Origin of the sequence: Streptomyces sp. NPDC060031 (assembly GCF_042736805.1) — a bacterium.
Lineage (GTDB): Bacteria > Actinomycetota > Actinomycetes > Streptomycetales > Streptomycetaceae > Streptomyces.
This window is the reverse complement of the sequence record NZ_JBHWVM010000005.1, coordinates 73,948-98,794: the sequence shown is the minus strand read 5'-3', so window position 1 is coordinate 98,794 and position 24,847 is coordinate 73,948. Positions and strand designations below refer to the sequence as shown.

24 protein-coding genes and 1 tRNA gene are annotated in these 24,847 nt (G+C 72.5%); 14 read left to right on the top strand and 11 right to left on the bottom strand.

What is annotated here, in order from left to right:
• Window positions 1–10: 10 nt before the first annotated feature.
• A complete protein-coding gene (locus ACFWB8_RS03615) occupies window positions 11–931 on the top strand; it encodes a 1-phosphofructokinase family hexose kinase (protein WP_385221919.1) in 921 nt (306 codons plus the stop codon).
• 39 nt (window positions 932–970) lie between these two features.
• Here ACFWB8_RS03615 and ACFWB8_RS03610 read toward each other — a convergent pair whose 3' ends face one another.
• Window positions 971–1,996 (bottom strand): CBM35 domain-containing protein, encoded by a 1,026-nt coding sequence (locus tag ACFWB8_RS03610; RefSeq protein WP_385221917.1) that lies wholly within the window; start codon window positions 1,994–1,996, stop codon window positions 971–973.
• A 68-nt stretch (window positions 1,997–2,064) separates the two neighbouring features.
• Window positions 2,065–3,831: a diguanylate cyclase CdgB gene (gene cdgB / locus ACFWB8_RS03605; RefSeq protein ID WP_385221914.1), complete on the bottom strand. Its 1,767-nt coding sequence runs from the start codon at window positions 3,829–3,831 to the stop codon at window positions 2,065–2,067.
• A 280-nt stretch (window positions 3,832–4,111) separates the two neighbouring features.
• On the opposite strand from cdgB, the gene ACFWB8_RS03600 reads away from it, so the two are divergent.
• Window positions 4,112–4,681, top strand: a complete 570-nt coding sequence (locus ACFWB8_RS03600) for a flavin reductase family protein (RefSeq protein ID WP_385221911.1) — start codon at window positions 4,112–4,114, stop codon at window positions 4,679–4,681.
• A 97-nt stretch (window positions 4,682–4,778) separates the two neighbouring features.
• Here ACFWB8_RS03600 and arfB read toward each other — a convergent pair whose 3' ends face one another.
• The gene (arfB, locus tag ACFWB8_RS03595) at window positions 4,779–5,204 is read right to left on the bottom strand and encodes an alternative ribosome rescue aminoacyl-tRNA hydrolase ArfB (RefSeq protein ID WP_385221908.1); all 426 of its coding nucleotides are present in this window, start codon (window positions 5,202–5,204) and stop codon (window positions 4,779–4,781) included.
• Between the two features lie 144 nt (window positions 5,205–5,348).
• On the opposite strand from arfB, the gene ACFWB8_RS03590 reads away from it, so the two are divergent.
• The gene (locus tag ACFWB8_RS03590) at window positions 5,349–5,924 is read left to right on the top strand and encodes a TerD family protein (protein WP_365925208.1); all 576 of its coding nucleotides are present in this window, start codon (window positions 5,349–5,351) and stop codon (window positions 5,922–5,924) included.
• Between the two features lie 128 nt (window positions 5,925–6,052).
• Window positions 6,053–6,571: a GNAT family N-acetyltransferase gene (locus ACFWB8_RS03585; RefSeq protein ID WP_385221904.1), complete on the top strand. Its 519-nt coding sequence runs from the start codon at window positions 6,053–6,055 to the stop codon at window positions 6,569–6,571.
• A gap of 29 nt (window positions 6,572–6,600) precedes the next feature.
• On the opposite strand, the gene ACFWB8_RS03580 is transcribed toward ACFWB8_RS03585, so the two are convergent.
• Together ACFWB8_RS03580 and ACFWB8_RS03575 are read right to left on the bottom strand one after the other, a co-directional pair.
• Window positions 6,601–8,010 (bottom strand): M1 family metallopeptidase, encoded by a 1,410-nt coding sequence (locus tag ACFWB8_RS03580; RefSeq protein ID WP_385221901.1) that lies wholly within the window; start codon window positions 8,008–8,010, stop codon window positions 6,601–6,603.
• 133 nt (window positions 8,011–8,143) lie between these two features.
• Window positions 8,144–8,707, bottom strand: a complete 564-nt coding sequence (locus ACFWB8_RS03575; RefSeq protein ID WP_385221898.1) for a heme-binding protein — start codon at window positions 8,705–8,707, stop codon at window positions 8,144–8,146.
• A gap of 369 nt (window positions 8,708–9,076) precedes the next feature.
• Between ACFWB8_RS03575 and ACFWB8_RS03570 the strand changes: the two genes are divergently transcribed.
• From ACFWB8_RS03570 to ACFWB8_RS03555, 4 genes are all read left to right on the top strand, one after another.
• Window positions 9,077–10,192, top strand: a complete 1,116-nt coding sequence (locus ACFWB8_RS03570; protein WP_385222039.1) for a sensor histidine kinase — start codon at window positions 9,077–9,079, stop codon at window positions 10,190–10,192.
• Window positions 10,189–10,812, top strand: coding sequence for a response regulator (locus tag ACFWB8_RS03565; protein ID WP_385221895.1), 624 nt, complete (start codon window positions 10,189–10,191; stop codon window positions 10,810–10,812). The genes ACFWB8_RS03570 and ACFWB8_RS03565 overlap by 4 nt, the downstream gene beginning before the upstream one ends.
• Window positions 10,813–11,033: 221 nt before the next feature.
• Entirely contained in the window at window positions 11,034–12,470 is a 1,437-nt protein-coding gene (locus tag ACFWB8_RS03560) for a M4 family metallopeptidase (protein WP_385221892.1), read from the top strand.
• Between the two features lie 71 nt (window positions 12,471–12,541).
• Window positions 12,542–13,045, top strand: a complete 504-nt coding sequence (locus ACFWB8_RS03555) for a hypothetical protein (RefSeq protein ID WP_385221889.1) — start codon at window positions 12,542–12,544, stop codon at window positions 13,043–13,045.
• A 99-nt stretch (window positions 13,046–13,144) separates the two neighbouring features.
• On the opposite strand, the gene ACFWB8_RS03550 is transcribed toward ACFWB8_RS03555, so the two are convergent.
• Window positions 13,145–13,819, bottom strand: coding sequence for a pentapeptide repeat-containing protein (locus ACFWB8_RS03550; RefSeq protein ID WP_385221885.1), 675 nt, complete (start codon window positions 13,817–13,819; stop codon window positions 13,145–13,147).
• A gap of 148 nt (window positions 13,820–13,967) precedes the next feature.
• Between ACFWB8_RS03550 and ACFWB8_RS03545 the strand changes: the two genes are divergently transcribed.
• A complete protein-coding gene (locus ACFWB8_RS03545; RefSeq protein WP_385222036.1) occupies window positions 13,968–14,960 on the top strand; it encodes a zinc-binding dehydrogenase in 993 nt (330 codons plus the stop codon).
• A gap of 14 nt (window positions 14,961–14,974) precedes the next feature.
• Here ACFWB8_RS03545 and ACFWB8_RS03540 read toward each other — a convergent pair whose 3' ends face one another.
• The 3 genes from ACFWB8_RS03540 to ACFWB8_RS03530 form a co-directional block, all read right to left on the bottom strand.
• A complete protein-coding gene (locus ACFWB8_RS03540; protein WP_385221881.1) occupies window positions 14,975–15,448 on the bottom strand; it encodes a GNAT family N-acetyltransferase in 474 nt (157 codons plus the stop codon).
• Between the two features lie 9 nt (window positions 15,449–15,457).
• Window positions 15,458–16,321 (bottom strand): aminoglycoside phosphotransferase family protein, encoded by an 864-nt coding sequence (locus ACFWB8_RS03535; RefSeq protein ID WP_385222034.1) that lies wholly within the window; start codon window positions 16,319–16,321, stop codon window positions 15,458–15,460.
• Window positions 16,322–16,412: 91 nt separating this feature from the next.
• Window positions 16,413–17,141, bottom strand: coding sequence for a DsbA family protein (locus ACFWB8_RS03530; protein WP_385221878.1), 729 nt, complete (start codon window positions 17,139–17,141; stop codon window positions 16,413–16,415).
• A gap of 156 nt (window positions 17,142–17,297) precedes the next feature.
• Between ACFWB8_RS03530 and ACFWB8_RS03525 the strand changes: the two genes are divergently transcribed.
• The gene (locus tag ACFWB8_RS03525; protein WP_385221876.1) at window positions 17,298–18,677 is read left to right on the top strand and encodes an NAD(P)/FAD-dependent oxidoreductase; all 1,380 of its coding nucleotides are present in this window, start codon (window positions 17,298–17,300) and stop codon (window positions 18,675–18,677) included.
• Window positions 18,678–18,761: 84 nt separating this feature from the next.
• Here the strand turns inward: ACFWB8_RS03525 and ACFWB8_RS03520 are convergent.
• Window positions 18,762–18,839, bottom strand: a tRNA-Thr gene (locus ACFWB8_RS03520).
• 216 nt (window positions 18,840–19,055) lie between these two features.
• Here ACFWB8_RS03520 and ACFWB8_RS03515 point away from each other — a divergent pair.
• From ACFWB8_RS03515 to ACFWB8_RS03505, 3 genes are all read left to right on the top strand, one after another.
• Complete coding sequence (locus ACFWB8_RS03515; protein WP_385221873.1) at window positions 19,056–20,144, top strand: ABC transporter ATP-binding protein; 1,089 nt, start codon at window positions 19,056–19,058, stop codon at window positions 20,142–20,144.
• Between the two features lie 176 nt (window positions 20,145–20,320).
• Complete coding sequence (locus tag ACFWB8_RS03510; RefSeq protein WP_385221870.1) at window positions 20,321–20,734, top strand: hypothetical protein; 414 nt, start codon at window positions 20,321–20,323, stop codon at window positions 20,732–20,734.
• Window positions 20,735–20,760: 26 nt separating this feature from the next.
• Window positions 20,761–21,564, top strand: a complete 804-nt coding sequence (locus ACFWB8_RS03505) for an NDP-sugar synthase (protein ID WP_385221867.1) — start codon at window positions 20,761–20,763, stop codon at window positions 21,562–21,564.
• Between the two features lie 79 nt (window positions 21,565–21,643).
• Here ACFWB8_RS03505 and ACFWB8_RS03500 read toward each other — a convergent pair whose 3' ends face one another.
• Window positions 21,644–23,164, bottom strand: coding sequence for a DoxX family membrane protein (locus ACFWB8_RS03500; protein WP_385221865.1), 1,521 nt, complete (start codon window positions 23,162–23,164; stop codon window positions 21,644–21,646).
• A gap of 162 nt (window positions 23,165–23,326) precedes the next feature.
• On the opposite strand from ACFWB8_RS03500, the gene ACFWB8_RS03495 reads away from it, so the two are divergent.
• Window positions 23,327–24,820 (top strand): hypothetical protein, encoded by a 1,494-nt coding sequence (locus tag ACFWB8_RS03495; RefSeq protein WP_385221862.1) that lies wholly within the window; start codon window positions 23,327–23,329, stop codon window positions 24,818–24,820.
• Window positions 24,821–24,847: the final 27 nt, after the last annotated feature.

Here is a 24,847-nt window from a genome sequence, read left to right as displayed (position 1 = left end):
GGGGTGGCCCATGATCCTGACCGTGACGCTCAACACCGCACTCGACGTCACCTACCGCGTGCCGCGGCTGCACCCGCACGCCTCGCACCGGGTCACCGACGTCACCGAGCGCCCCGGCGGCAAGGGCGTCAACGTCGCCCGGGTGCTGGCGGCGCTCGGCCACGAGGTGACGGCGACCGGCTTCGCGGGCGGCCGCACCGGCGCGGTCGTACGCGAACTGCTCGCCGGATGCCCCGGGGTGACAGACGCCCTGGTCCCCTGCGCGGGCACCACCCGCCGCACCCTGGCCGTGGTCGACGAGGCCTCGGGCGACACCACGCAGTTCAACGAGCCGGGCCCGCTGGTCGGTTCCGCCGAGTGGACCGCGTTCCTCGCCCGGTACGAGGACCTCCTCGCGGGCGCCCGCGCGGTGGCCCTGTGCGGCAGCCTGCCCCCGGGCGTGCCGGTGGGCGCGTACGCCGTCCTCGTACGGGCGGCCCGCGCGGCCGGCGTACCCGTCCTGCTCGACACCAGCGGCGAGGCGCTGCGCCGCGGGGTCGCCGCCCGCCCCGAGGTGATCAAGCCGAACGCGGCCGAGCTCGCCGAGCTGACCGGATCCCGGGACCCGCTGCCCGCCACCCGGGACGCCCGCCGCCGGGGCGCGCACGCGGTGGTCACCTCGCTCGGCCCGGACGGGCTGCTCGCCGTCACCGACCAGGGCACCTGGCAGGCGGCCCCGCCGCGGGTCCTGTCCGGCAACCCCACCGGCGCCGGGGACTCCGCGGTCGCGGGCCTGCTGTCGGCGCTCACCGAGGGCCTGGACTGGCCGGCCCGGCTGATCCGCGCGGTCGCCCTCTCGGCGGCCACGGTGCGCGCCCCGACGGCGGGAGAATTCGACCCCCGCACCTACGAGGAGGTACGGGGGTCGGTGAAGGTCACGCAGGCCGGCTAGTGCCGTTACCGCACCAGGAGGCGGCCGAGGGGGTCGGAGCTACTCCAGCCACAGCTGGTCGATGTTGACGTTGCAGCTGTTGCCGGCCTCACACGACAGCTTGATCGTGTTGGTGCCCTTTTCGAGGCTGACCTGGCCCCAGGTCGTCTGCCAGCCCTTCTCCCAGTCGCCCTTGGGCGACTTGGCGAAGTTGCGCATGCTGATCGGGGACTCGTTCGGCTTGCCGTTGACGGTCAGGGTGCCGTTGGCGTCCTCACCGGGGATGCCGAACCGCACGTAGAACTTGTACTTCCCGGCCTTGGGCGCGTCCAGGGTCCAGGTGACGGCCGCGCCGGGCTGGTTGAAATTGCCGACGTACTGGCCGCCCGAGCTCTTCGCCCCCGGCACCGCGTTCATCAGGACCGCGCCGCCCGTGATGGACATGCCCGCTCCGGCCGCCTCGCCCTTCGGCAGCGGGGCCTGGGAGGGCTGCGGGGAGCTCGGGGCCGGGCTGGCCGGGTTCTGCGGCGCCGCCGACTGCTGGCCGGGGTCGGCGGCGTCCTTGTCCTTGCCCTTGTCCTTGTCGCCGAAGGCCACGGCCGCGCCGATGCCGATCACGACCGCGCCGACCACCGCGACCGCCGCGATGAGCAGGCCCTTGCGGCCGGACCCGCCGCCCCCGCCGTGGCCGCCCGGGGCGGCCATCTGCTGGGTGTGGGGCTGCTGGGGCTGCTGCTGCGGCGGGACGCCGTAGCCGCCCGCCTGGAGCGCTTCCGGGGCCTGGTACTGCGCCTGGTAGGACGCCGGGGGCTGCTGCCCGCCGCCCTGCTGCTGGGGGACGGGGCCGCGCTGGGCGCCGCCGTAGGTCCGCTCACCGACCGTACGCACCTGGTGGTGCGAGGTGCGGGGGACGCCGGGCTGCGCGCCGGGGTGACCTCCGACCGTGGAGCCGGGGTAGCCGTATCCACCCTGGCCGGGCGGGGTGGCACCGGCGGCCTGGCCGTCCGCGTAGAGGTAGCCGAACGGATCGTCGTCCTCGGGCTGGTTCGCCCCACCGTTCGGGTTGTTGTTCGCGGGCGTCGTCATCGCAGGTCACTCCTTTCGACCCACGGGAGCCTACCCCGAACAGGTGCGCCCACGGGCGGCCGATCGCCTCAGCCGGCCCTGCGGTGTGCTTTGGAACGGGACCTTTTCTCGATGTACATCCGCTGGTCGGCGGAGCGCAGCACCTCGTCCGCCGACATGCCGCAGCTGGCCCAGCCGATGCCGAAACTGGCCCCCACGCGGACCGCGCGGCCGTCCACCCGGATGGGCGGGATGATCGCGCTGCGCAGCCGGACGGCCAGATCGGCGGCGTCGGCGGCGCCGAGTCCGTCGGCGAGCACGACGAACTCGTCACCACCCAGCCGGGCGACGGTGTCACCGTCCCTGACGCAGGTCGTCAGCCGCCGGGCCACCTCGATCAGGACCGCGTCGCCGGTGTGGTGCCCGAACCGGTCGTTGATCGACTTGAAGCCGTCGAGGTCGCAGAAGAGCACCGCGAGCCCCTTCGTGCCGTCGTCGACGTCGGTCGCGGGGGCCACCGTGTGCACGTGGTGGTCGTACGCCCCCGCCGTGCCGGGGCCGGGCACCAGCGGGCCCAGGTTCCCGCCGGGCGCGCCGGGCCCGCCGGGGAGCTCGAAGGGGTCGGACCCGGGGAAGCGGTCGGGGCCGTCGGGTTGAAAGCCGTGGTCGCCGGCACCACCCCCCGTCTCGTGACCGGCCGAGTGACCGCCCGCGTGCACGCCCTCGCGGCCCTCGTAGGCCGCGTCGAGCGCCTCCACGGCGGTGGCCCGCACGGACTGCGGGCGGCGGCACAGCCGCGCCCCGAGCCGGGCGCGCAGCTCGGCGCTGTTGGGCAGGCCGGTCAGCGAGTCGTGGCTGGCGCGGTGCGCGAGCTGCAGCTCGTGGCGCTTGCGCTCCTCGATGTCCTCGACGTGCGTGAGCAGGAAGCGCGGCCCGTCGGCGGCGTCCGCGACGACGGAGTTGCGCAGCGAGACCCATACATACGTGCCGTCGCGCCGCCCGAGGCGCAGCTCGGCGCGGCCGCCCTCGGCGGAGGTGCGCAGCAGGGTGCCGATGTCCTCGGGGTGGACGAGGTCGGAGAAGGAGTACCGGCGCAGGACGGAGGCGGGCCGGCCCAGCAGCCGGCACAGCGCGTCGTTGGTGCGCAGCAGCCTGCCGTGCTGGTCACCGCCCATCTCGGCGATGGCCATGCCGCTGGGCGCGTACTCGAAGGCCTGCCTGAACGACTCCTCGCTCGCCCGCAGCGCCTGCTGCTCGCGCTCCAGCCGGACGAGGGCCCGCTGCATGTTTGCTCGGAGTCTGGCATTGCTGATCGCAATCGCCGCCTGGAAGGCGTACATCTGGAGTGCCTCGCGCCCCCAGGCGCCGGGGCGGCGGCCGTTGCGCGGCCTGTCCACCGAAATGACACCCAGAAGTTCCCCGCCGGACGCATACATGGGGGCATAGAGCCGGTCCTCGGGGTGCCACTCGTCCTCGAAGCGCGGTTCCGGGCCGTCCGTGTGCCACTGGGGGACGTCGTCCTCCATGAGGATCCAGCCCTCGGTGTGCGGGATGAAGCGCAGGCCGTCCCAGTTCTCACCCATCGTCAGACGGCGTTCCCAGGAGTTCCGGGAGCCGACGCGGCCGGTGATGAGGGCCTCGGCCGCGGGGTCGCCGGCGAAGGCGGCGACGACGAGATCGCCGTCAGGGCGTACGAGGTTGACACAGGCGAGTTCGTAGCCGAGGCCCACGACGATGCCGTCCACGACGGTCTGCAGAGTGTCCGCCAGGCTCCGGGCCGTATTGAGCTCGGCCACCACCCGGTGCAGCTGCCGCAGGGTCGCAAGACGGACGTACGGCTCCGACTCGGTCTCCATTGCTCGCTCTCCCCGAGACCTCGACAGCAACTCCAGGTTTGTCATCGTCGTTTCGTTGCGGTGTCCCGTCCACTGAATCACAGTGAGCTGTGCCGCAGGTACACAGGGTCAACAAATCTTGCCCTCTGTGACTCAAGTCACATGAGATGCCCGAAGGTGGGCACCAGGGCCGGTCCTTCCCGGGAGCAAACGATACGCCTCGGCCTAGGTCATGGGGCGGGGACACGGTTCGGGCCACGGCCCGATGTGCGGCGAAGGCGCCCGAGATTAGCGTTTCCGTGTGCTCAAGACGACCCCCGCAACGACGCTTCCCACCCCGACACCCCATCCTGAGGGGGTGAGCAACGACGAATTCCGGGCCGCGATGTCCCGGCTGGCGGCGGGCGTGTGCCTGATCACCGCGCACGAGGCACCGCTGACGGCCGACGGGCCGCGGGGCGAGGACGTCGGCATGACGGCGACCGCCTTCCTGTCGGTGTCCCTGGAACCGCCGCTGGTCCTGGTGAGCCTGCGCGAGGGCTCCCGGATGGACGACCTGCTCGCCGAGCAGCCCCTGTGGGCGGTCTCGGTCCTCGCCGACCACCAGCTCCAGGTCGCGGGCCGCTTCTCGATGAAGGGCCGCATCAGCGACCGCCTGCTCTTCGCCGACCTGCCCTACGAGCGGGGCCTCATCTCCGGCGCCCCGCTGCTGACCGGCGCCCTCGCCACCCTGGAGTGCCGTACGGAGAACCGCGTCGAGGCGGGCGACCACACCCTGGTCATCGGCCGCGTGCTCGGCGCCGCGCTGCCCTCCCCGGACTCCCCGCCGCTGGCGTACTTCCGGGGCCGCTACCGGCTCCTCGCGAAGTAGGGCGCGGCCCGGCAGCCCGCGGCCGCCGGGGCCGTCGGGCCTGTCGGTCCCGGCCGGGTCTACCAATCGGGGCCGGGTCCACCGGTCCGGGCCGGGTCTACCAGTCCCGGCCGGTGCGGCCGCGCTTGGTCTCGGCGCGGGCCTTCTTCTCGCGCAGGCGGCGCTCATTGATCCCCCGGGGGATCCTCGTCGCCCGGCGCGTCTTCGGCGGCGGCGCGGTCGCCTCCGCCAGCAGCGAAGCCATCCGGACCAGCGCCATCTCCCGGTTGCGCAGCTGCGAGCGGTGCTCGGAGGCCCGTACGGTCACCACCCCGTCCACCAGCCTCGCAGCGAGCCGCTCCAGCGCGCGCTCCTTCCACACCTCAGGCAGCGCCTTCGTCGCACCGAGGTCGAACATCAGCTCCACGCGCGAGTCGGAGGTGTTGACGTGCTGGCCGCCGGGCCCCGAGGAACGCGAAAAGCGCCAGGCGAGCTCGCCCTCGGGGAGCACGACCGAACCGCGGATGACATGGGGACCAGGCATGCCCCCTATGATCCGTCCCCGCGCGGGCGCCGTCACGCGCATTTCCACCGCCGGAACCTAACCGCCCCCTCCCGGCGTTATGGGGATCAGCGGTAACTTGGCCACATCTCGCAGTCATGCGACCAGGAAGGGACACCAGTCACCATGGCAGTAAGCCTCTCCAAGGGCGGAAACGTCTCGCTCACCAAGGAGGCCCCGGGCCTCACGGCCGTCACCGTCGGCCTCGGCTGGGACGTCCGCACGACGACCGGTGTCGACTTCGACCTCGACGCTTCCGCCATCGCGGTCAACGCCATGGGCAAGGTCGTCTCCGACAGCCACTTCGTCTTCTTCAACAACAAGGCGACCCCGGACCAGACCATCGTCCACACCGGTGACAACCGCACCGGCGAGGGCGCCGGCGACGACGAGGCCATCAACGTCAACCTCGCCGGCCTGCCGGCCGACGTCGACAAGATCGTCTTCCCGGTCTCCATCTACGACGCCGAGACCCGCAGCCAGAACTTCGGCCAGGTCCGCAACGCGTACATCCGCGTCGTGAACCAGGCCGGCGGCGCCGAGATCGCCCGCTACGACCTCTCCGAGGACGCGGCGACCGAGACCGCCATGGTCTTCGGCGAGCTCTACCGCAACGGCGCCGAGTGGAAGTTCCGTGCCGTCGGCCAGGGTTACGCCTCGGGCCTGACCGGCATCGCGCAGGACTTCGGCGTCAACGTCTGAGCCGACGTCCGGCCCGGCGTCCTGCCCGCCGTCCGGTCCGACGCCCGACCCCGCGTCCGGGCCTGACCGGCTGACGACACCGCAGGCGAAGCCCCCTCCCGTCCGGGAAGGGGCTTCGCTACCGTTCGATGGTGATTCTCCAACCGCTCACCCCCGTGGACGGCGCCCTGCCGGGCCCGGTCCTCACAGAAATCGCCGCGCTCTACGCGACCAACCACGCGTTCTTCGAACTCAGCGGCGACTTCCCCGACCCCGGCCGCATCACGGTCGAACAGGTCGCGGCCGCCCTCGCCGACGAACTCGCCCAGGACGGCGCCGAGGTGCTCCTCGCCCGCTCGGCCGGCCGCCTCGTCGGCCTCGCCGCCACCCTGGCCCACCACCCCGACCCGGAGTCCGACGACCCCGACCCGTGGATCGGCCTGCTGCTCATCGACGCCACCGCGCACCGCGAGGGTCACGGCCGCACCATGGCCGGCCTGATCGAGGACCGCTTCCGCGCCGCGGGCCGCACCGGGGCACGGCTCGCCGTACTGGACAACAACCCCAAGGGCCTCGCGTTCTGGCAGGCCCGGGGATACACCGCCCTGCGCCGGGCCGCGGACCGCGAGAGGGGCCGCGCCTGCACGGTGCTGCGCAAGGCGCTCTAGCCCAACGGGCCCCGGGCCCGGGCCCCGCCCTACTTGGGGCGGCCCTCGCCGTAGAGCCACACGTCCCAGATCTTGCCCAGGTCGTGGCCCGTCTTCTCCTGCGCGTAGGCGGTGAAGTCGGCCGTGCTCACGTTGCCGTACCGGTGGTCGGCGGCCCAGCCGCGTACGAGGGCGAAGAACTTCTCGTCGCCCACCTCCTGGCGGATCCGCTGCAGGACCATCGCGCCGCGGTAGTACACCGGCGGATCGGAGATGTGGTCCGGGCCGGGCGGCGCGGCGGGCGGGAAGGCGTCCCAGCCGGGGCCGGCATGGGGGTCGACCGAGGTGTCACCGGCGAGGAAGGCCTCCGACCGGCGCTGCGCGGTGATGCCGCCGTGGTCCTCCGACCACAGCCACTCGGCGTAGAGCGCGAAGCCCTCGTTGAGCCACATGTCCTTCCAGGACTCGGGCGACACCGAGTTCCCGAACCACTGGTGGGCCAGCTCGTGTACGAGGGTCTCCTCGTCGGGCGCGCCCGAGTAGGCGGGCTTGGTCTGCGTCTCCAGGTCGTACGCGAGGGTCTGGGCCGGGAGCACGATCGAGCCGACGGTCGAGAACGGGTACGGGCCGAAGCGGCGGCCGCCCCATTCCACCGCCTCCGGCAACCGCGCGAGCACGGGCGCCGCCGCCTCGGACTCCTCGGGCGCCACCGCGTTGTAGACGGGCACGCCCGACGCCGTACGGCCGGTGGTCACCTTGAACTTCCCGATGGCGGCGGTGGCCAGGTAGCTCGCCATCGGCTCCGGGCTGTGCCAGGTGAACTCCGTACGCCCGTCGTCGGTGTCCGTGCGGGAGCGCAGCTCGCCGTTGGAGACGGCCTCGTAGCCCTTGGGGACGGTGAGCGTGATGTCGTACGTGGCCTTGTCGCTCGGGTGGTGGTTGCCGGGGAACCAGCTCATCGACCCGACCGGCTCGCCGACCGCGACCGCGCCGTCCTCGGTGGTGATCCAGCCCTCCTCGGACCCGTCCGGATCGACCAGCGCCTTGGGCTTGCCGGCGTAGTCGATCTCGGTGCGGAACACCTCGCCCTTCTCCAGGTCCTCGGCCGGACGCACCGTCAGCTCGTTCCCGGTCCGGTTGAACCGGGCCCCGGCGCCCTGGACCCGCACGCTCTCGACCTTCAAACCGCTCAGGTCGAGGTTGAAGGAGCTGAGTCCCTGTTCGGCGCGGGCGGTGATGACGGCCGTGGCGTCCAACTGCCCCTTGTCGGGGTCGTAGTCGAGGTCCAGCTCGTAGTGCTCGACCTGGTAGCCGCCGTTGCCGGCCTTGGGGAAGTACGGGTCGCGCAGCCCCGACGCACCCGGCCGCCCCTGCACCGTGCTGCCCGTACACGCCGTGGTGAGGGCGAGCAGGGCGGCAACGGCGGGGACGGCGAGGCGGGAGAAAGCGCGGTGTTCCACGCGCCCGATCCTAAGCGGGCAGCCTGCGGGGGCGGTGAAACCGGGTGCCCGAGGGGCTGCTTCCGGACTGCTTGCGGACTACTTGCCGACCGCTTGCGGACCGCAAGCCGACCGCTTGCCGACCGCTTCCGGGCTACTTGTCGAGGGCGTCGACACCGGCCTTGGCGTACTTCTCGTCCAGGTCGCCGCTCGGGGCGCCGGCCACGCCGATGCCCGCCACCGGGGCGCCCTTGGCCTGCACCGGGGTGCCGCCGCCCAGGAAGAGGGTGCCGGGGATGTCCTTCAGGTTCGGGGTCTGCGCGAGACGGCCCACGAGCACCGAGGTCGGGGCGTTCCAGGACACGGCCGTGAAGGCCTTGCGCTCGGCCGACTCGTAGGACTGCGGGCCCGCGCCGTCGCCGCGCAGGGTGACGATGGTGTTGCCGTTGCGGTCCACGACCGCGACCGTCACCTTCTGGTTCTCCTTCTCGGCGGCGTCCAGCGCGGCCTGCGCGGCGCGGGTGGCGGCGTCGACCGTCAGGTGCGTCGAGGTGGTGAAGTTCGTGTCGCCGTCCTTCTTCGCCGGAGCGGCCTGCTGCGCGGACGCGGCCCGCCCGGCGCTCGCCGGCGCGGCGGCGGCGCTGACGGCGCCGAAGGTCCCGGCGCCGAGCGCGACGGCGAGGGCGGTACCGGTGAGAACGCGGGTGCGGGTCTGCATGTCTGCTGCTCCTGAGTGCGTGGGCTGAGGACTCGACCGAGGGCGTCGGCTCGTTTCCTGTCCTGTCCTGTCCTGCTCTGCTCTGCTCTGCTCTGCTCTGCTCTGCTCTGCTCCAAGCCTGTGGCCGCGGCCCCCGCCCACCCGTCCCCGTACCGGCTCGCGACGGCCACCTCACCGGTTGACCCCGGCGTCAACCGATCGGTCGATGCGGGGCCGCTCCACGGGGGTATTGGCTGGTCACGGCCGCGGCGCAGGCCCCGCGGCACCAGTGCCGCAGGCGACAATGGACGCACGCCCCACCCCCAGGAGCCCCCGGTGAGCCACCAGCCCCCCGCGCGCAAACCAGACACCCGCGTGCTGGCGGCGGTCATGCACACGGCGTTCTTCCTGCTCCTGGGCTCCTCCGTGGCCCGCTTCCTGCTCCGCCACCCCGGCGAGCCCCGCACCCCGTGGATCATCGCCCTCAGCATCACCCTGGCCCTGCTGTACGTCCTGGGCCCCGCGCTCGGCGCCGCGCCCACCCTGCGCCGGCTCCTGTGGCTCGGCCTGGTCGTCGCCACCTGGGTCGTGCTGGTCGTCCTCGCGCCCAGCTTCGCCTGGTGCGCCGTACCGCTCTTCTACACGGCCCTGCGGACCCTGCCCCCGCGCGCGGCGATCGTCCTGGTCGCACTGCTCACGGTGTTCGTGGTGGCCGCCCAGCTCAAACTGTCGAAGGCCTTCGACCCGAACCTCCTCGTGGCCCCGCCCGCGGTCGCCGCGCTCGCCACGGCCGTCTTCGTCCACATGGAACGCCAGGCCCAGGCCCAGCGGACCCTGATCGACGACCTGATCCGCACCCGCCGGGAGCTGGCCGCCACCGAACGCCGCGAAGGCACCCTCGCCGAACGCCAGCGCCTGTCCATGGAGATCCACGACACCCTCGCCCAACACCTGTCCAGCCAGCAGATGCTGCTCCAGGCCGCCGACCGCACCTGGGACACCGACCCCGGCACGGCCCGCGCGCACGTCCGCACCGCCACCGGCATCGCCGCCCGCGGCCTGGCCGAGGCCCGCCGGCTCGTCCACGACCTGGCACCGCGGGAACTGGAGGGCGGCGCCCGCCTCGCCGACGCCCTGCGCGCGCTCGACGCCGGCCCGGACGTCGAGGTCCGCTTCCACCTGGAGGGCGCCCCGGCCCCGCTCCCGGAGCGCGCGCAATCCGCCCTGCTGCGCATCGCCCAGGGCGCGCTGGCCAACGTACGGGAGCACTCGGGCGCCCGGACCGCGGCCCTCACCCTCAGCTACCTGGGCGACCAGGTGGTGCTGGACATCGCGGACGACGGCCGCGGCTTCCGGGAGCCCGGGGCCACCCCGGGAGACCGCGGTCACGGCCTCCCGGCGATGCGCGCCCGCGTGCGCGGGCTCGGCGGCACCCTGACGATCGAATCCACCCCGGGCGAGGGCACCGTCCTCTCCGCCTCCATCCCCCTGGAGCCCACAGGATGACCACGATCCTCCTCTGCGACGACCACGTCGTGGTGCGCGCCGGCCTGCTGGCGCTGCTCGGCAGCGAACCGGACATCGAGGTCCTCGGCGAGGCCGGCAGCGGCGAAGAGGCGGTCGCCCTGGCCGCCAAACTCCGCCCCGACGTGGTCCTGATGGACCTCCAGCTCGGCGCGGGCATCGACGGGGTCGAGGCGACGCGCCGCATCACGGCCCTGCCCGAACCCCCGCACGTGCTGGTCCTGACCACCTACGACACGGACGCCGACATCACCCGGGCGATCGGCGCGGGCGCGACCGGCTACCTGCTGAAGGCGGAACGCCCCGAGGAACTCTTCACCGCGATCCACTCCGCGGCGGCGGGCCGCACCACCCTCTCCCCGCCCGTGGCCAGCCGCGTGATGGCCCACATGCGCGGCGCCCGCCCGACCCTGACGGACCGCGAACTCGACATCCTCGGCCAACTGGCCCGGGGCCTGGGCAACCGCGACATCGCCCGCGCCCTGTTCATCAGCGAAGCCACGGTCAAGACCCACCTGGGCCGCATCTACGACAAGCTCGGCGTGGACACCCGCGCGGGCGCCGTCGCGGTGGCCAAGGAACAACGCCTGCTGCCGTCTTGACGCGGCCCGCGCGCGGCCCCGCCGGAATCCGTCCGGCTCCCGGGCGCGGCCGGGGAGCCGGCTCCGCGCAGCGGCAACCCCGGGAATCCGGCCAGCCGGGGGCCGTTCTTCGGACAACCCCCGGCGGGTTCGTGTCGTAGACCTGCCAAACCCGCACCCCCCGGTGCCACGCTCACTCGCGCCGCCACCCCGGCCACCCCGGCCACCGCGAAGGAGCCCGCGTGACCCACCCCATCCGCCTCGCCGTCCTCCTCGGCACCGCAGCCGCCCTCACCGCCACCGCGGTCACGGCGAACGCAGCCACCGCAGCCACCGCCGCCCCCGCACCCACCGCACAGACCCGCCTCGTGGCCCGCAGCACCGTCACCGACCCCGACGGCACCACCCACACCCGCTACGACCGCACGTACGCCGGCCTGCCCGTCCTCGGCGGTGACATCGTCGTCCACCAGCGCCCCGACGGCACCCGCACCACCACCGGCAACGACACCCCGATCACGCTCACCCTCCCCACCGGCGGGGCGACGACGAAGGGCCCGGGCCGCCAGGTCATCTGGGCCGCGCCCACCCCCACCCTCGCCCGGGAGACCACCACCCGCACCACCCACCCCGACGGCACCCCCAGCGAACTCCACACCGTCACCGACGCCCGCACCGGCGCCACCCTCGCCGCGTACGACGCCATCGCCGCCGGCACCGGCCACAGCCAGCACGCCGGCACCGTCCCGCTCACCACCTACTTCACCGGCAGCCTCTACCAGCTCCGCGACACCACCCGCGGCAACCAGCGCACACTCGACGCCAAGAACCAGCCCGGCGGCGGCACCCTCTTCACCGACCCCGACGACACCTGGGGCAACGGCACCCCCTCCAACCGTCAGTCAGCCGGCGTCGACGCCCACTACGCCACCGCCGTGACCTGGGACTACTACAAGGGCGTCCTCGGCCGCAACGGCATCCGCAACGACGGCGTCGGCGTCACCTCCCGCGTCCACTACGGCAACAACTACCCCAACGCCTTCTGGGACGGCACCTGCGGCTGCGCCAACTACGGCGACGACCCCACCACCGGCCAGACCCTCGCCTCGCTCGACATAGTCGGCCACGAACTCACCCACGGCGTGACCGCCAATACCGCCAACCTCATCCTCAGCGGTGAATCCGGCGGCCTCAACGAGGGCACCTCCGACATCCTCGGCGCCGCCATCGAGTTCTCCGCCGAGAACACCACCGACGTCGGCGATTACCACATCGGCGAAGCGGTCTTCGCCGGCGGCCCGCTGCGCACCATGGACCGGCCCAGCCTCGACGGCCACTCCCGCGACTACTGGTCCCGCGACATCGGCACCCTCGACGCGCACTACGCCTCCGGCCCCGCCCGGCACTTCTTCTACCTCCTCGCCGAAGGCAGCGGCTCCAAGGTCATCAACGGCGTCTCCTACGACTCCCCCACCTACGACGGCTCCAAGCTGCTCGGCATCGGCCGCGACGAGGCCACCCGCATCTGGTACCGGGCACTGACCCTCTACATGACCTCCAACACCAACTACTCCGCCGCCCGCCGCGCCACCCTCCAGGCCGCCGGCGACCTCTACGGCCCCACCTCCGTCCAGATCAGCCGCGTCGCCGCCGCCTGGACCGCCGTCAACGTCCGCTGACCCCCGGCGCCCCCACCCGTCCAGGGGTGGGGGCGCACCCGCCCGCACGTACCCGTGACACCATCGGGTACGTGCTCGACATCGGCTACTCCCTCTCCCGGCGCTTCCCCGACCCCCCGCAGACCGACTACCGCTCCGCGGACGTCCACGCGCTGCGCCACGACCTGTTCTGCGGGGACGTCTACCTCGCCGACACCGACAAGGACCGGGAAGTGTCCACAGCCTGGGGATGGGTGCCCGTACTGGACTTCGCCTGGGCGCTGTGCGACATCGTCGAACAGCTCGACCAGGACCCCCGCGGCAGCCGCTCCGCCAACCGCCAGTACGCCGAGCTCGACTTCACCGAGTCCACCGACCGCATGCTCTTCGAGCGCCGCTTCGGCTGGGTCGACGTCGAGGCCGACTGGATGCCGCCGGAGGAGGACCCGCTGACCTTCAGCCACCGCCTGCTGCGCCGCGAAGCCCGCGACTTCCTCCACGACCTCATCGCCGACCTCGTGGACATGCACGACGGCCTCGCCGACAACCCGGTCATCTGGACCCTCCAGTCCCGCTTCCCCCGAGTCCCGGCGTAGCCCACGCGTCCGCGCACGCGACCGCCCCAGCGACCGCCCCCGCGACCGCCCCCGCCGTCGATTGACGGCCCGGGGCCGGCGGCGGGCCCGCGCGCGCCGCTACGCGATCACCCGCACCCCCAACTGCGCCGCCAGCGCCGGAGCCAGGTCGAACAGCTGCCCGGGGCTGATCACCGCCCCGGCCAGCGCCTCCACCCCCCGCGCGATACCCAGCTCCGCCGCGCCCCGCAGATCCACGTCCGTCATCCGCGCCCCGGAGAAATCGGCCTCCCGCAGCGCACAGCCACGGAACTCCACCCGCTCCAGCACCGCACCCCCGAAGTCCGGCTCCACCAGCACGCACCCGTCGAAGACCACGTCCTTGAGCCGCGCCATCCGCAGGTTCAGGTAATCGATCTTGCCCCCGCGTACGAGCACCCGCTCCAGCACCGCCCCGTGCAGCTGCACCCCGCCCAGCCGGGCCTCCACCAGCTCCACGTCCCGCAGCGAAGCCCCCGACAGATCCGTCCCGACTCCCCGCACACCCTCCAGTACCGAATCCAGGAACCGCGCCTTCGCCAGCCCCGCCTCGTCCAGCGCGCACCGCCGTACCGCACAGTCCATGAACCGGGCCCCGACCCCCTCCTGCCCCGCCAGATCCAGATCCGCGAACTCCACCCCGTCGTAGTCGCCGTCCGGCTCCAGCCGGCCCTCGCCCCACACCGCCAGCTCAGGCAGCCGCACCTCCGGCCGCCGAGCCGCCTTCACCGTCTGTTGCCGCCCATTTCGCACCATTCCCCCATCGTGACCCACGGCACCGACAATCCCTTGACCTCAACCACCCTTGCGGTCACACCCTGGCCGCATGAACACCCCAGACACCCCAGACACCCCCGCCACCCCCGCCACCCCCGCCACCCCCGCCACCCCTGCCCCCGGCACCATGCGCGCCATCCGCCTCCACACCTTCGGCCCCGCCGACAACCTCCGCCACGAAACCACCGACACCCCCGTCCCAGCCCCCGGCCAGGTCCGCATCGCCGTCGCCGCCGCCGGCGTCCACCTCCTCGACACCACCCTGCGCCAAGGCATCCAGGGCCCCGCCCCCGCCCTGCCCCCGCTCCCCACCATCCCCGGCCGCGAAGTCGCCGGCACCGTCGACGCCCTCGGCCCCGCCACCGACCCCGCCTGGCTCGGCCGCCGCGTCGTCACCCACCTCGGCTTCGCGCCCGGCGGCTACGCCGAGTACGCCGTCGCAGACGCCGACCGCCTGCACCCCATACCCGACGGCCTCGACCCCGCCCAGGCCGTCGCCATGATCGGCACCGGCCGCACCACCCTCGGAATCCTCCAGTTCGCCGACCTCGGCCCCGACTCCGTCGTCCTCGTCCCCGCAGCCGCCGGAGGCATCGGCACCCTCCTCGTCCAGTACGCCAAGAACGCCGGAGCCACCGTCATCGCCCTCGCCGGCGGCCCCGCCAAAACCGCCCTCGCCACCGCCAACGGCGCCGACCTCGCCCTCGACTACACCCGCCCCGACTGGCCCGAAGCCCTCCGCACCGCACACCCCCACGGCGCCACCCACCTCTTCGACTCCATCGGCGGCCCCACCGCCCGCACCGCCCTGCACCTGCTCGCCCCCGGCGCCCACCACCTCGTCTTCGGCTGGGCCGCCGGCCCCATCCCCCTCACCGACACCGACCGCGCCGACCTCACCGCCCGCGCCATCACCACCCACAACGTCCTCGGCCCCGCCATGCTCCACCGCGTCGGCGCCCCCGACCCCCTGCGCGTCCTCGAAACCCGCGCCCTCGCCGAAGCCGCCGCCGGCCGCCTGCGCCCCGCCCTCCAGCGCTACCCCCTCGCCCGAGCCGCCACCGCCCACCACGACCTGGAAACCCGCGCCACCACCGGCAAAGTCATCCTCGAACCCTGACCGCCGACACCCCGCTACGCGCCCCCGACCACCCTCAACGCCCCGTCCGTCAGCCGGTACACCGACCACTCGTCCTGCGCCCGCGCCCCCAACGCCTCGTAGAACTCGATCGTCGGCGCGTTCCACTTCAGTACCGACCACTCCAGCCGCCCGTACCCCCGCTCCCCGCAGATCCGCGCCAACTCCCCGAGCAGCGCCCTCCCGTAGCCACCCCCGCGCGCACCCGGCCGCACGTACAGGTCCTCCAGATAGATGCCGTGCACCCCCCGCCACGTCGAGAAACTCAGGAACCACACCGAGAACCCGACGACCTCCCCCGCATCCGACTCCGCGATGTGCGCGAACGCCGCCGGCCGCTCCCCGAACAGCGCCTCCCGCAACTGCTCCTGCGTGGCCCGCGCCTCATGCGGCACCTTCTCGTACTCCGCGAGCTCGCGGATCATGGCCTGGATGACGGGAACGTCCTCGACGACAGCGCTACGGATCATGCCCGCAGACTAAGACCGGCCCCCGCCCAGCAAGACGGCCGCCACCGCCATCTGCTCCGCCCCCATCCGCGACTCCCCGTCCTCCACGTCCCACAGACAGTTCTGCAACACCCGCCCGAGCGTCCACGCCCGCGCCCGCTCCCGATCCGCCCCCAACACCTCCGTCAGCAGATCGAACCGCCACCGCACCTCGTCCACCACGAAGTTGTTCACCAACGCCGGCAACAGCTCGAACCCGGGATCCCCCGCCAGCGGCTTCGGATCGATCGCCAGCCACGCCTCACGGCCGCCCGCCAGCACGTTGTCGAAATGCAGATCCCAGTGCAGCAACCGGTCCCCCGGCTCCCCCGCCACCTCCGCCACCGCCGCCGCACAATCCGCCACCAACCCCCGCTCCCGCCCGTCCCCCACCCGCGGAAGCGCCCCCGCCACCCCCGCCAGCATTCCCGCCGCCACATCCCCCAGCGTCCGCAGCCCCACCGGCGCCCGCACCGCCGTCAGCCGCGCCGACAACTCCCCCACCACCCGCACCGCCGCCCGCGAGTCCCGCGCCGCCAACCCCGACAACGGCCGCCCCTCGTCGAGCCGCTCCAGCAACAACACCCCGGTCGCGCCGTCATGCTCCAGCAGCCGCACGCAGCCCTCGCCGGCCCACGCCCGCAGTGCGAGCGCCTCCCCCGCGTTCTCCTCGTCCGACAACGGCAGCTTCAGCGCCGCCGCCACCCCGTCACCCCGCACCACCGGCAACACCAGAGCCGTCGCCCCGTGCATCCCCGGCCCCGTCCGCCGCAGCCCCCACCGCTCCAGGAACTCCGCCGCCCGCCCCGGCAACGCCGCGATGAACTCCCGCCCGGCAGCGCCCCCGTACGCCATCTGCGTCCGTACCAACCCGTCCGGAACATCCACGCTGTCGATCACGGCCCGAGCGTACGACCCCCCTCCCGGCCCCACCCGCAACCGCGGCTCAGGCCGCCGCGCCCACCCCCACACCCTTCAGCGTCGCCGCGAACGTCCCCGAATCGAACATCGAGCCGTCCTTCGCCCCCACCGGCTCCCCGTCCACCAGCACCAACGGCGTCCCCTGCGCCCCCGTCGCCTCGAAACCCTTCTCCGCCTCCGCGACCCACCCCTTGTGCGTCCCCTCCCGCACCGCCTTGTCAAAGGCCTCACCCCGCAGCCCCGGCACCTCGTCCGCGATCTTCAGCAAGTACTCGTCCGTGAACCGCCCCCGCGGCTGACTCGCGAACACCGCCGCGTTGTACTCCGCGAACTTCCCCGCGTCCACCGACGCCCGCAACGCGTTCACCGCCTTCACCGACCCGCTCGCCCCGCCCTGATCCAGGAACGAAGCCAGCAGGTACTCCACCTTCACCCGCCCCTCCCCCGCGAGCCTCAGCAGCACCTCGCCACCCGACTCCTCGAACTTCCCGCAGGCGCCACACCGCGGATCCACCAACACCTGCGCCGTGTGCGGCGCATCCACCCGCCCCACCACGACCTTCGGCCCGTCCACCCGCGCCGGCAGCTTCGCCAGCTGACCGGCGATCGGACTGATCCGCACCACGCCGGTCGCTTCGCCGTCAGCGGCCCCCTTCGCGTCCCCGCCCGCCCCACAACCGACGACCGCCCCGCCCAACAGCCCTGCCGCCGCCACCGCCGCGACCGCGCGCCCTGCCCAACGTATGCGCACCATTACCGCACCTCTCACCCAAAACAGAACAAAATACCCCGCCCCACCTTAAGGACCAGACCACCCCGCCCACATCAACCATTCGGCCCCCCTTCCCACCCCGAAACCCGACACCACGTCCCTGGACACCCCTCCAAAACCGGGTGTAGCAACTCCCCCATGACGATCAACGGCGGCATTTCCTTCTGGTACGCGACGGACAAGACCGCCGACCAGCCACCCCGCGCCCCCCTCACCGGCGACACCACCGCGGACGTCGTCATCGTCGGCGGCGGCTACACCGGCCTGTGGACCGCCTACTACCTCAAGCGCGCCGCACCCGACCTCCGCGTCACCCTCCTCGAGCAGAAGTTCTGCGGCTACGGAGCCTCCGGACGCAACGGCGGCTGGCTCTACAACGGCATCGCCGGCCGCGACCGCTACGCCCGGCTCCACGGCCACCAAGCCGCCCAGCGCCTCCAGCAGGCCATGAACGACACCGTCACCGAAGTCATCGACGTGACGGCCGCAGAAGGAATCGACGCCGACATCCACCGCGGCGGAGTCCTCGAAGTCGCCCGCACCCCCGCCCAGCTCACCCGCCTCAAGGCCTTCCACGCCGCAGAACTCGCCTTCGGCGAGAGCGACCGCGAGCTCTACGACGCCCCCACCACCCGCACCCACATCAACATCGCCGACGCCCTCGGCTCCAGCTGGACCCCGCACGGCGCCCGCATCCACCCCCTCAAACTCGTCAAGGGCCTGGCAGCCGCCTGCGAACGCCTCGGCGTGGTCATCCACGAATCCACACCCGTCACCGAGATCGCCCCCCGCCGCGCCATCACCCCGTACGGCACCGTCCGCGCACCCCACGTCCTGCGCTGCACCGAAGGCTTCACCGCCGCCCTCAAGGGCCAGAAGCGCTCCTGGCTCCCCATGAACTCGTCCATGATCGTGACGGCCCCGCTCCCGCGGTCGACCTGGTCCGAGCTCAACTGGTCGGACGCCGCCACCCTCGGCGACATGGCCCACGCCTACATGTACGCCCAGCGCACCGCCGACGACCGCATCGCGATCGGCGGCCGCGGGGTCCCGTACCGCTACGGCTCGCGCACCGACAACGACGGCCGCACCCAGCCCGCCACGATCGAGGCCCTCACCAACCTCCTGACCTCGTTCTTCCCGGCCCTCACCGGTACGGAGATCACCCACGCCTGGTCCGGCGTCCTCGGCGTCCCCCGCGACTGGTGCGCCACGGTCACCCTGGACCGCACCACGGGCCTCGGCTGGGCCGGCGGCTACGTCGGCTCGGGCGTCGCCACCGCCAACCTCGCCGCCCGCACCCTGCGCGACCTGGTCCTCGGGGACTCCACGGACCTGACGACCCTCCCCTGGGTCAACCACCGCGTCCGCCGCTGGGAGCCGGAACCCTTCCGCTGGCTCGGCGTCCAGGCCCTGTACGCCGCCTACCGCGAGGCCGACCGCCGCGAAGCCGCCACCCACACCCCGACGACAACCCCGCTGGCCCGCCTGGCGGACCGCATCTCGGGCCGCCACTGACAACAAAGCGGAAGGCTCCGGTGATCACCCGGAGCCTTCCGCTTCTGTACTAATTCCCCTGATCAACAAGCCTCTGACCTGGGATGGAGCCCCCTGTCGGATTCGAACCGACGACCTACGCATTACAAGTGCGTTGCTCTGGCCGGACTGAGCTAAGGAGGCACAACACCACCCGCAAACCCGCCGCGCGTGGAGCCGCCATCACTCTACACAGCACCGGATTCCCCGAACCATCACGTTAAAGCCGGCCCACAACCACTCACGGGGGCTGACAGATGCCCGTGCGGCGGGTAGCGTCGGGCGGAGTCCAGTTGACTGGACTAGACCTTCCACTCGGATCGTCCGGCACGTTCCTGCCGGTAGAAGGGATTCATCACCATGGCTTCTGTCACTTTCGACAAGGCGACCCGGCTGTACCCCGGCGGCGACAAGCCCGCCGTCGACCAGCTCGAGCTCGAGATCGAGGACGGCGAGTTCCTCGTCCTCGTCGGGCCCTCCGGCTGCGGCAAGTCCACCTCGCTGCGCATGCTGGCCGGCCTGGAGGACGTCAACGGCGGCGCCATCCGCATCGGTGACCGCGACGTCACGCACCTGCCGCCCAAGGACCGGGACATCGCGATGGTGTTCCAGAACTACGCGCTGTACCCGCACATGTCCGTCGCCGACAACATGGGCTTCGCGCTCAAGATCGCCGGTGAGGACAAGGCCACCATTCGCAAGAAGGTGGAGGACGCGGCGAAGATGCTCGACCTGACCCAGTACCTCGACCGCAAGCCCAAGGCGCTCTCCGGTGGTCAGCGTCAGCGTGTGGCCATGGGTCGCGCGATCGTGCGCAAGCCGCAGGTGTTCCTGATGGACGAGCCGCTGTCGAACCTGGACGCGAAGCTCCGCGTGTCGACGCGCACCCAGATCGCCGCGCTCCAGCGCGACCTCGGCATCACCACCGTGTACGTCACGCACGACCAGGTCGAGGCCATGACCATGGGCGACCGGGTGGCCGTGCTCAAGGACGGCCTGCTGCAGCAGGTGGACACCCCGCGCAACATGTACGACCGTCCCGCGAACCTCTTCGTCGCCGGCTTCATCGGTTCCCCGGCCATGAACCTGGTCGAGGTCCCGATCACCGACGGCGGCGTGAAGTTCGGCGACAGCGTGGTCCCGGTGTCGCGCGAGGCGCTGTCGGCGGCCGCCGACGCGGGCGACCGTACGGTGACGGTGGGCGTGCGGCCCGAGCACTTCGACATCGGCGACACGGGCGGTCTGACGATCACCGTGAACGTCGTCGAGGAGCTGGGCGCCGACGGGTACGTCTACGGCTCCACGTCCGCGGCCGAGGGTTCGCAGGACATCGTGGTGCGGGTGGGCGGCCGTCAGGTGCCGGAGAAGGGCTCGACCCTCCGCGTGGTGCCGCGCGTCGATGAGATCCACGTGTTCTCGACCTCCTCCGGGGCCCGTCTCTCCAACTGATCCCCGGCCGCACCGGAGGGGCGCTCCCGCCAAGGGGCGCCCCTTCGGCGCGAGTTACGCAGATCGGGCCATTCAGCCCCTCGCGTCAACCCTTAATTCGAAAAGCCACGTCGAACCATCCCCCGACCGGGTGACTAAATGTCGCCAATTCTTCACCGAGCGCTACTCTCGCCCTCGTGACCCACACTGCCCGCCGTATCGGCCGTTCCCTCGCCCTGGTCCTGCCCGTCGTCCTGGTCCTGTCCGGGACCCTCGCGGTCACCATGGTCCCCTGGGCGGACAATTCCCCTTCCCAGATCCTGACCGCCTCCGCCGAGGACGTGTCCGTCCCCGCGAAGCCGCGTGCCGCGCAGGACGTGTTGCGCGACAAGCTGCTCAGCGAGCTCCAGCAGGGTGAGCAGCCGGGTGACGTCCTCACCCACCTCCAGCAGGAGGTGGACCGGCGGCCGTCGCTCGCCGAGCACTGTGTGGGCATCGCACGGGCGCTGGGGCGGGCCGCGGTCGACGCGTACGGGCCGACGAAGGCCCAGTCGTTCGCGCGTCCCGTGTGCGACACCTCGTACGCGTCCGGTGTCGCCTCCATGGGCTGACCCGCCGCGTCCCTACGCTGGCCGGCATGACCGACGTCGGCCCCGCGCCTTCCGCATCTGCCGCATCCGCCCCGCCTGCCGTGTCCCGATCCGTCTCTCCCGCAGCCGCGTTCCCGTCCTCTCCGACCCAGGCAGTCGTCCTGGCGGGTGGCCAGGGTTCGCGGCTGCGGCCGTATACGGACGACCGTCCGAAGCCGATGGTCGAGATCCCGGGTACGGGGACGCCGATCATCGGGCACCAGTTGGCGTGGCTGGCCGCGGAGGGGGTGACCGATGCGGTGGTGTCGTGCGGGCATCTCGCGGAGGTGCTCCAGGAGTGGCTGGCGCGGGCGCCGTTGCCGCTGCGCGTGACGACGGTGGTGGAGGAGGAGCCGCTGGGGCGTGGCGGTGGGCTGAAGTACGCGGCGCGGCATCTGCCGCATCCGGAGCGGTCGTGGTTCGCGACGAACGGTGACGTGTGGACGCGGTTCTCGCTGCGCGAGATGGCCGGGTTCCATGTGGAGCGGGGTGCGGTGGCGACGTTGGCGCTGGCCCGGCCGCGGCTTCCGTGGGGGGTGGTGGAGACCGACGGGTTCGGGCACGTGCTGGATTTCATCGAGGCGCCGCCGTCGCCCTATCTGATCAATGCCGGCGTGTATGTCTTCGGCAGCGAATTCGCGGCGCTGTTGCCGGATTTGGGGGATCACGAGCGTACGACCTTTCCCCGGTTGGCGCGTGAGCGGCGACTGGCGGGCTTTCCGCTGCCCCAGGGGGCTTACTGGCGGGCGATCGACACGGCGAAGGATCTGGCGGAGGCGGCGCGGGAGTTGGGGGCGCACAGGGCCTCCTGAGGGCTTGTGCGGCGATGTCGGTACGCGAGAGGGCCCGGCACGCTTGTCGCGCGCCGGGCCCTGGTGTCTGGCGGGTCCGTCAGCCGAGGAGGCCTCCCACGAGGCCGGGCTTCTTCGTCGGGGCGCCGCCGCCGCTGCTGCTGGACGAGGAGGCCGGCGGCTGCTGCGGGGTGGACTGGCGGGGGGTGCTGCGGGGGCTCTGGCCGCCGCTGGTACCGCGGGTGGCGGTGGGCGACCCGGCGCCGGTTGTGGCGGTCTCGCGGGCGGTCGAGCCGCTCGTGGCCTTGCCGGTGGCCTTCGCCGCGGTGGGTGCGGAGGCTTCGGCGGAGGGCTGGGTGGCGGGCTTGGAGGCGGGGGCCTGCGAGGGCTTCTGCTGGACGGGCGTGGGCGGCAGGGGCCGTCCGGGCAGGTAGTTGCTGGGGTCCTGGCCGGGCCCGGGGACGGTGACGACGGTGGTGGAGCGGACGGCGCCGCCGAGCAGGGAGCCGATGAGCAGGGTGAGTCCGCAGACGACGGTGGCCATGACGGCTCCGCGGCGCAGGACGCGTCGGCGCAGTCGCCAGATCTCGGAACGGGGGCCGAGGGTGCGCCAGGCTTCGCCGGCGAGGCGTCCGTCGAGGGAGTAGACGGGGGCGCCGGCGATGATCAGCGGGCTCCAGGCGGCGAGGTAGATGATGTCGGGGGCGTCGTAGGCGGGGACGGTCTTCCAGCTCACGGTCATGAGCAGGGCGGCGGAGAGCAGGGCGCCGAAGCAGGCGGCGAAGCGCTGCCAGAGGCCGAGGACGGTCAGGACGCCGACGACGACCTGGAGGAAGGCGACGGTGAGGCCGGCTCCGACGGGGTGGGCGAGGGCGAAGTCGCGCAGGGGTTCGGCGAGTGCCCAGGGGTGGAGGGTGCGCAGCCAGGTGACCATGGAGCCGCGTTCGCCGCCGTCGAAGTAGACGGGGTCGCAGAGTTTGCCCATGCCGGCGTAGATGGAGATGAAGCCGAGGAAGACGCGCAGCGGGAGCAGTACGACGCCGAGGTTCATGCGGCGGCCGGGGTAGTACGAGGCTTGGCCGCGGGTGTCGTTGGCGGTGCGCCGGGGTTCCGTTCCGGGTCCGTCGTCGCCGCCGGCGTACGGGAATTCGTACCGGTGGTCTCTCACGGCGGCGAGGGGGCGGGTCTCGTCGGGGTCGCGGTAGGTGCGCTGGCCGATGACGGTCGGCGTGGCGAGGGTGTCGTCGGCGAGGTCGTGCGCGAGGTCGATGCGCGGGATGACCTGGGTGGCGCCGCCGTCGAACTCGTCGTGGCCTCGGCCGTTGTCCCGTACGGCTTGGAGCAGGCCGCCCGTCGCCGCGGCGTCGCCGGGGGCGGACTTGCCGCTCCAGACGACGGGGCGGCGGCGGCGGGTTCCGGCGGCGGCTCCCACGAGTGCTCCGCCGAGGGCGGGCACGCGCGCGGGGGCGCCTGCGGGCTTGGGACGCGCGCTCGGGCTCGGTGCGAGCCGCACGCGGAAGCTGGCGTGGTTGACGATGACCTGTGCGGGGTCGCACGGCACCTTGACCATGCTCAGCGCGGGCTGGTCGTCGAACCCTGGCGTTCTGGTGTCCACACTCATCTAACCGAGTGACGGGTGTTTAGGACACTGCCTTGACATCAGGGATGTGTCCGAGACCCGTCAAGATCCAGCCATCTCCTGCCAGGGGACAGGTTGTTCGGGAGGTTTATCCGCAGCGGATGTGAGAATCAAGCCAGTTGATGTCTGAGGGGGGCACCACAGATGACCGACAACGCACGCAACCAGCTCGTCTTCGCGGATCTCACGGACTATCCCGTGATGGCACAGGCGCTCGACAACCAGTGGCTGCCGGCTGATCTGGCCGCGACGCGGCAGCACGCGAGCGCGCCCGCCGGACCTTCGGCCGAGGCCGTGGCGGCCGGCGCGGCGGAGCTGCGGCGCTCGCTCGCCAACAGCGGGACGCTGGTGGTCAACCGGGCCTTCCTGCTCAACAACGAAGCGCTGTACTCGAATTACCTGCCATCGGCGGACCAGGCCGAGCGCGCGGCCTTCGGCCAGCTGCTCAATCGTCGGGCGCTGGTGCCGTACCTGTACACGGAGCGGGAGGCCGCGGCCGATTTCCAGTGGGGGCACAACCGGTCGGTGGCGGCGGCCTGGCAGCGGATGGTGACGGAGGAGTCGGATCCGGGACTGGTCCGCTTCGACTGGGACGACGAGGCGAACCGCGCGCACGCGGGGCAGGTGGGCAACTACTTCTCGCGGGAGTTGTCCGGATTGCGGCGGCTGCCCGCGCCGGTGCTCGCCGAGAACCTGGGCATCGCGCTGGAGCGGGCCCAGGCGATGCGCGAGGGCATCCTCAAGGAGCTGTACTTCTGGGCCGGTGAGCAGGACAACGACCGGGACATCACGCGCAGTGCGGTCTACGAGCGGTTCCTGACCCGGCCGGGCACGCAGCCGTACGAGAACCTGCTGCGCGAGGGCGATCACATCGTGCCCGCGAAGCAGTTGATCGACCTGCTGTACAGCCTGGGGGTGCCGAAGGCGAGCGGGCTGGTCTCGCTGACGCCGCCGGACTCGCCGCCGCGCTCGACGCTCCAGGAGCTGCGGGCGGAGTCCCGGCCGGCGGGCGACGACCCCGAGATGATCGGCCGGCTGCTGCGGGGCGTGTTCGCGGACGACCTGCACCGGGCGGTGGACGGGCCGAACTCGTACGCGGGGCTGTCGCTGGCCGACATCGTGCGACTGCGAGGCCAAGAGGAGTGGCGGTCCTACATCAACGCCTTGCAGGCGTTCGTGCACGGCGGGTTCCGGGACGGCCGGCTGCCGTCGCCGGAGGAGTTCGCCCAGCACACCCGTGACGTGGCGCGCTTCCACGCGCGGATGCTGCAAACGGCGCGCAAGACGAGCGCCTCGCACGGCGGGTTCACCCGGGAGATCAGCACGGTGCTGATCCTGGAGTCGTCGGGGATCGCGCTCCAGGTGGCCGCGGGTGAGGACATGTCGCTGCTGGCCGGGTCCCTCCAGTTGCTGACGGCGGCCGCCGGGGCGCTGACCGTACGCCTTCAGTTCCGCGACAAGGGCCGCAAGGGGCTCGGGCTGCGCGGCGGCCTCGGGCACAGCGTGACCCTGCCGTCGCTGCGGCTGAACAACCTGAAGAAGGACTGGCAGACCATCCTTCGGGTATACGGCGACCAGGTGGCGCCGAGCGGCGACACGGGCCGCAGGCCTTCGGCCGACCAGCAGGCGGCCGCGTAGCGCGCCGCACCGCGGGCGGGCGGGCGG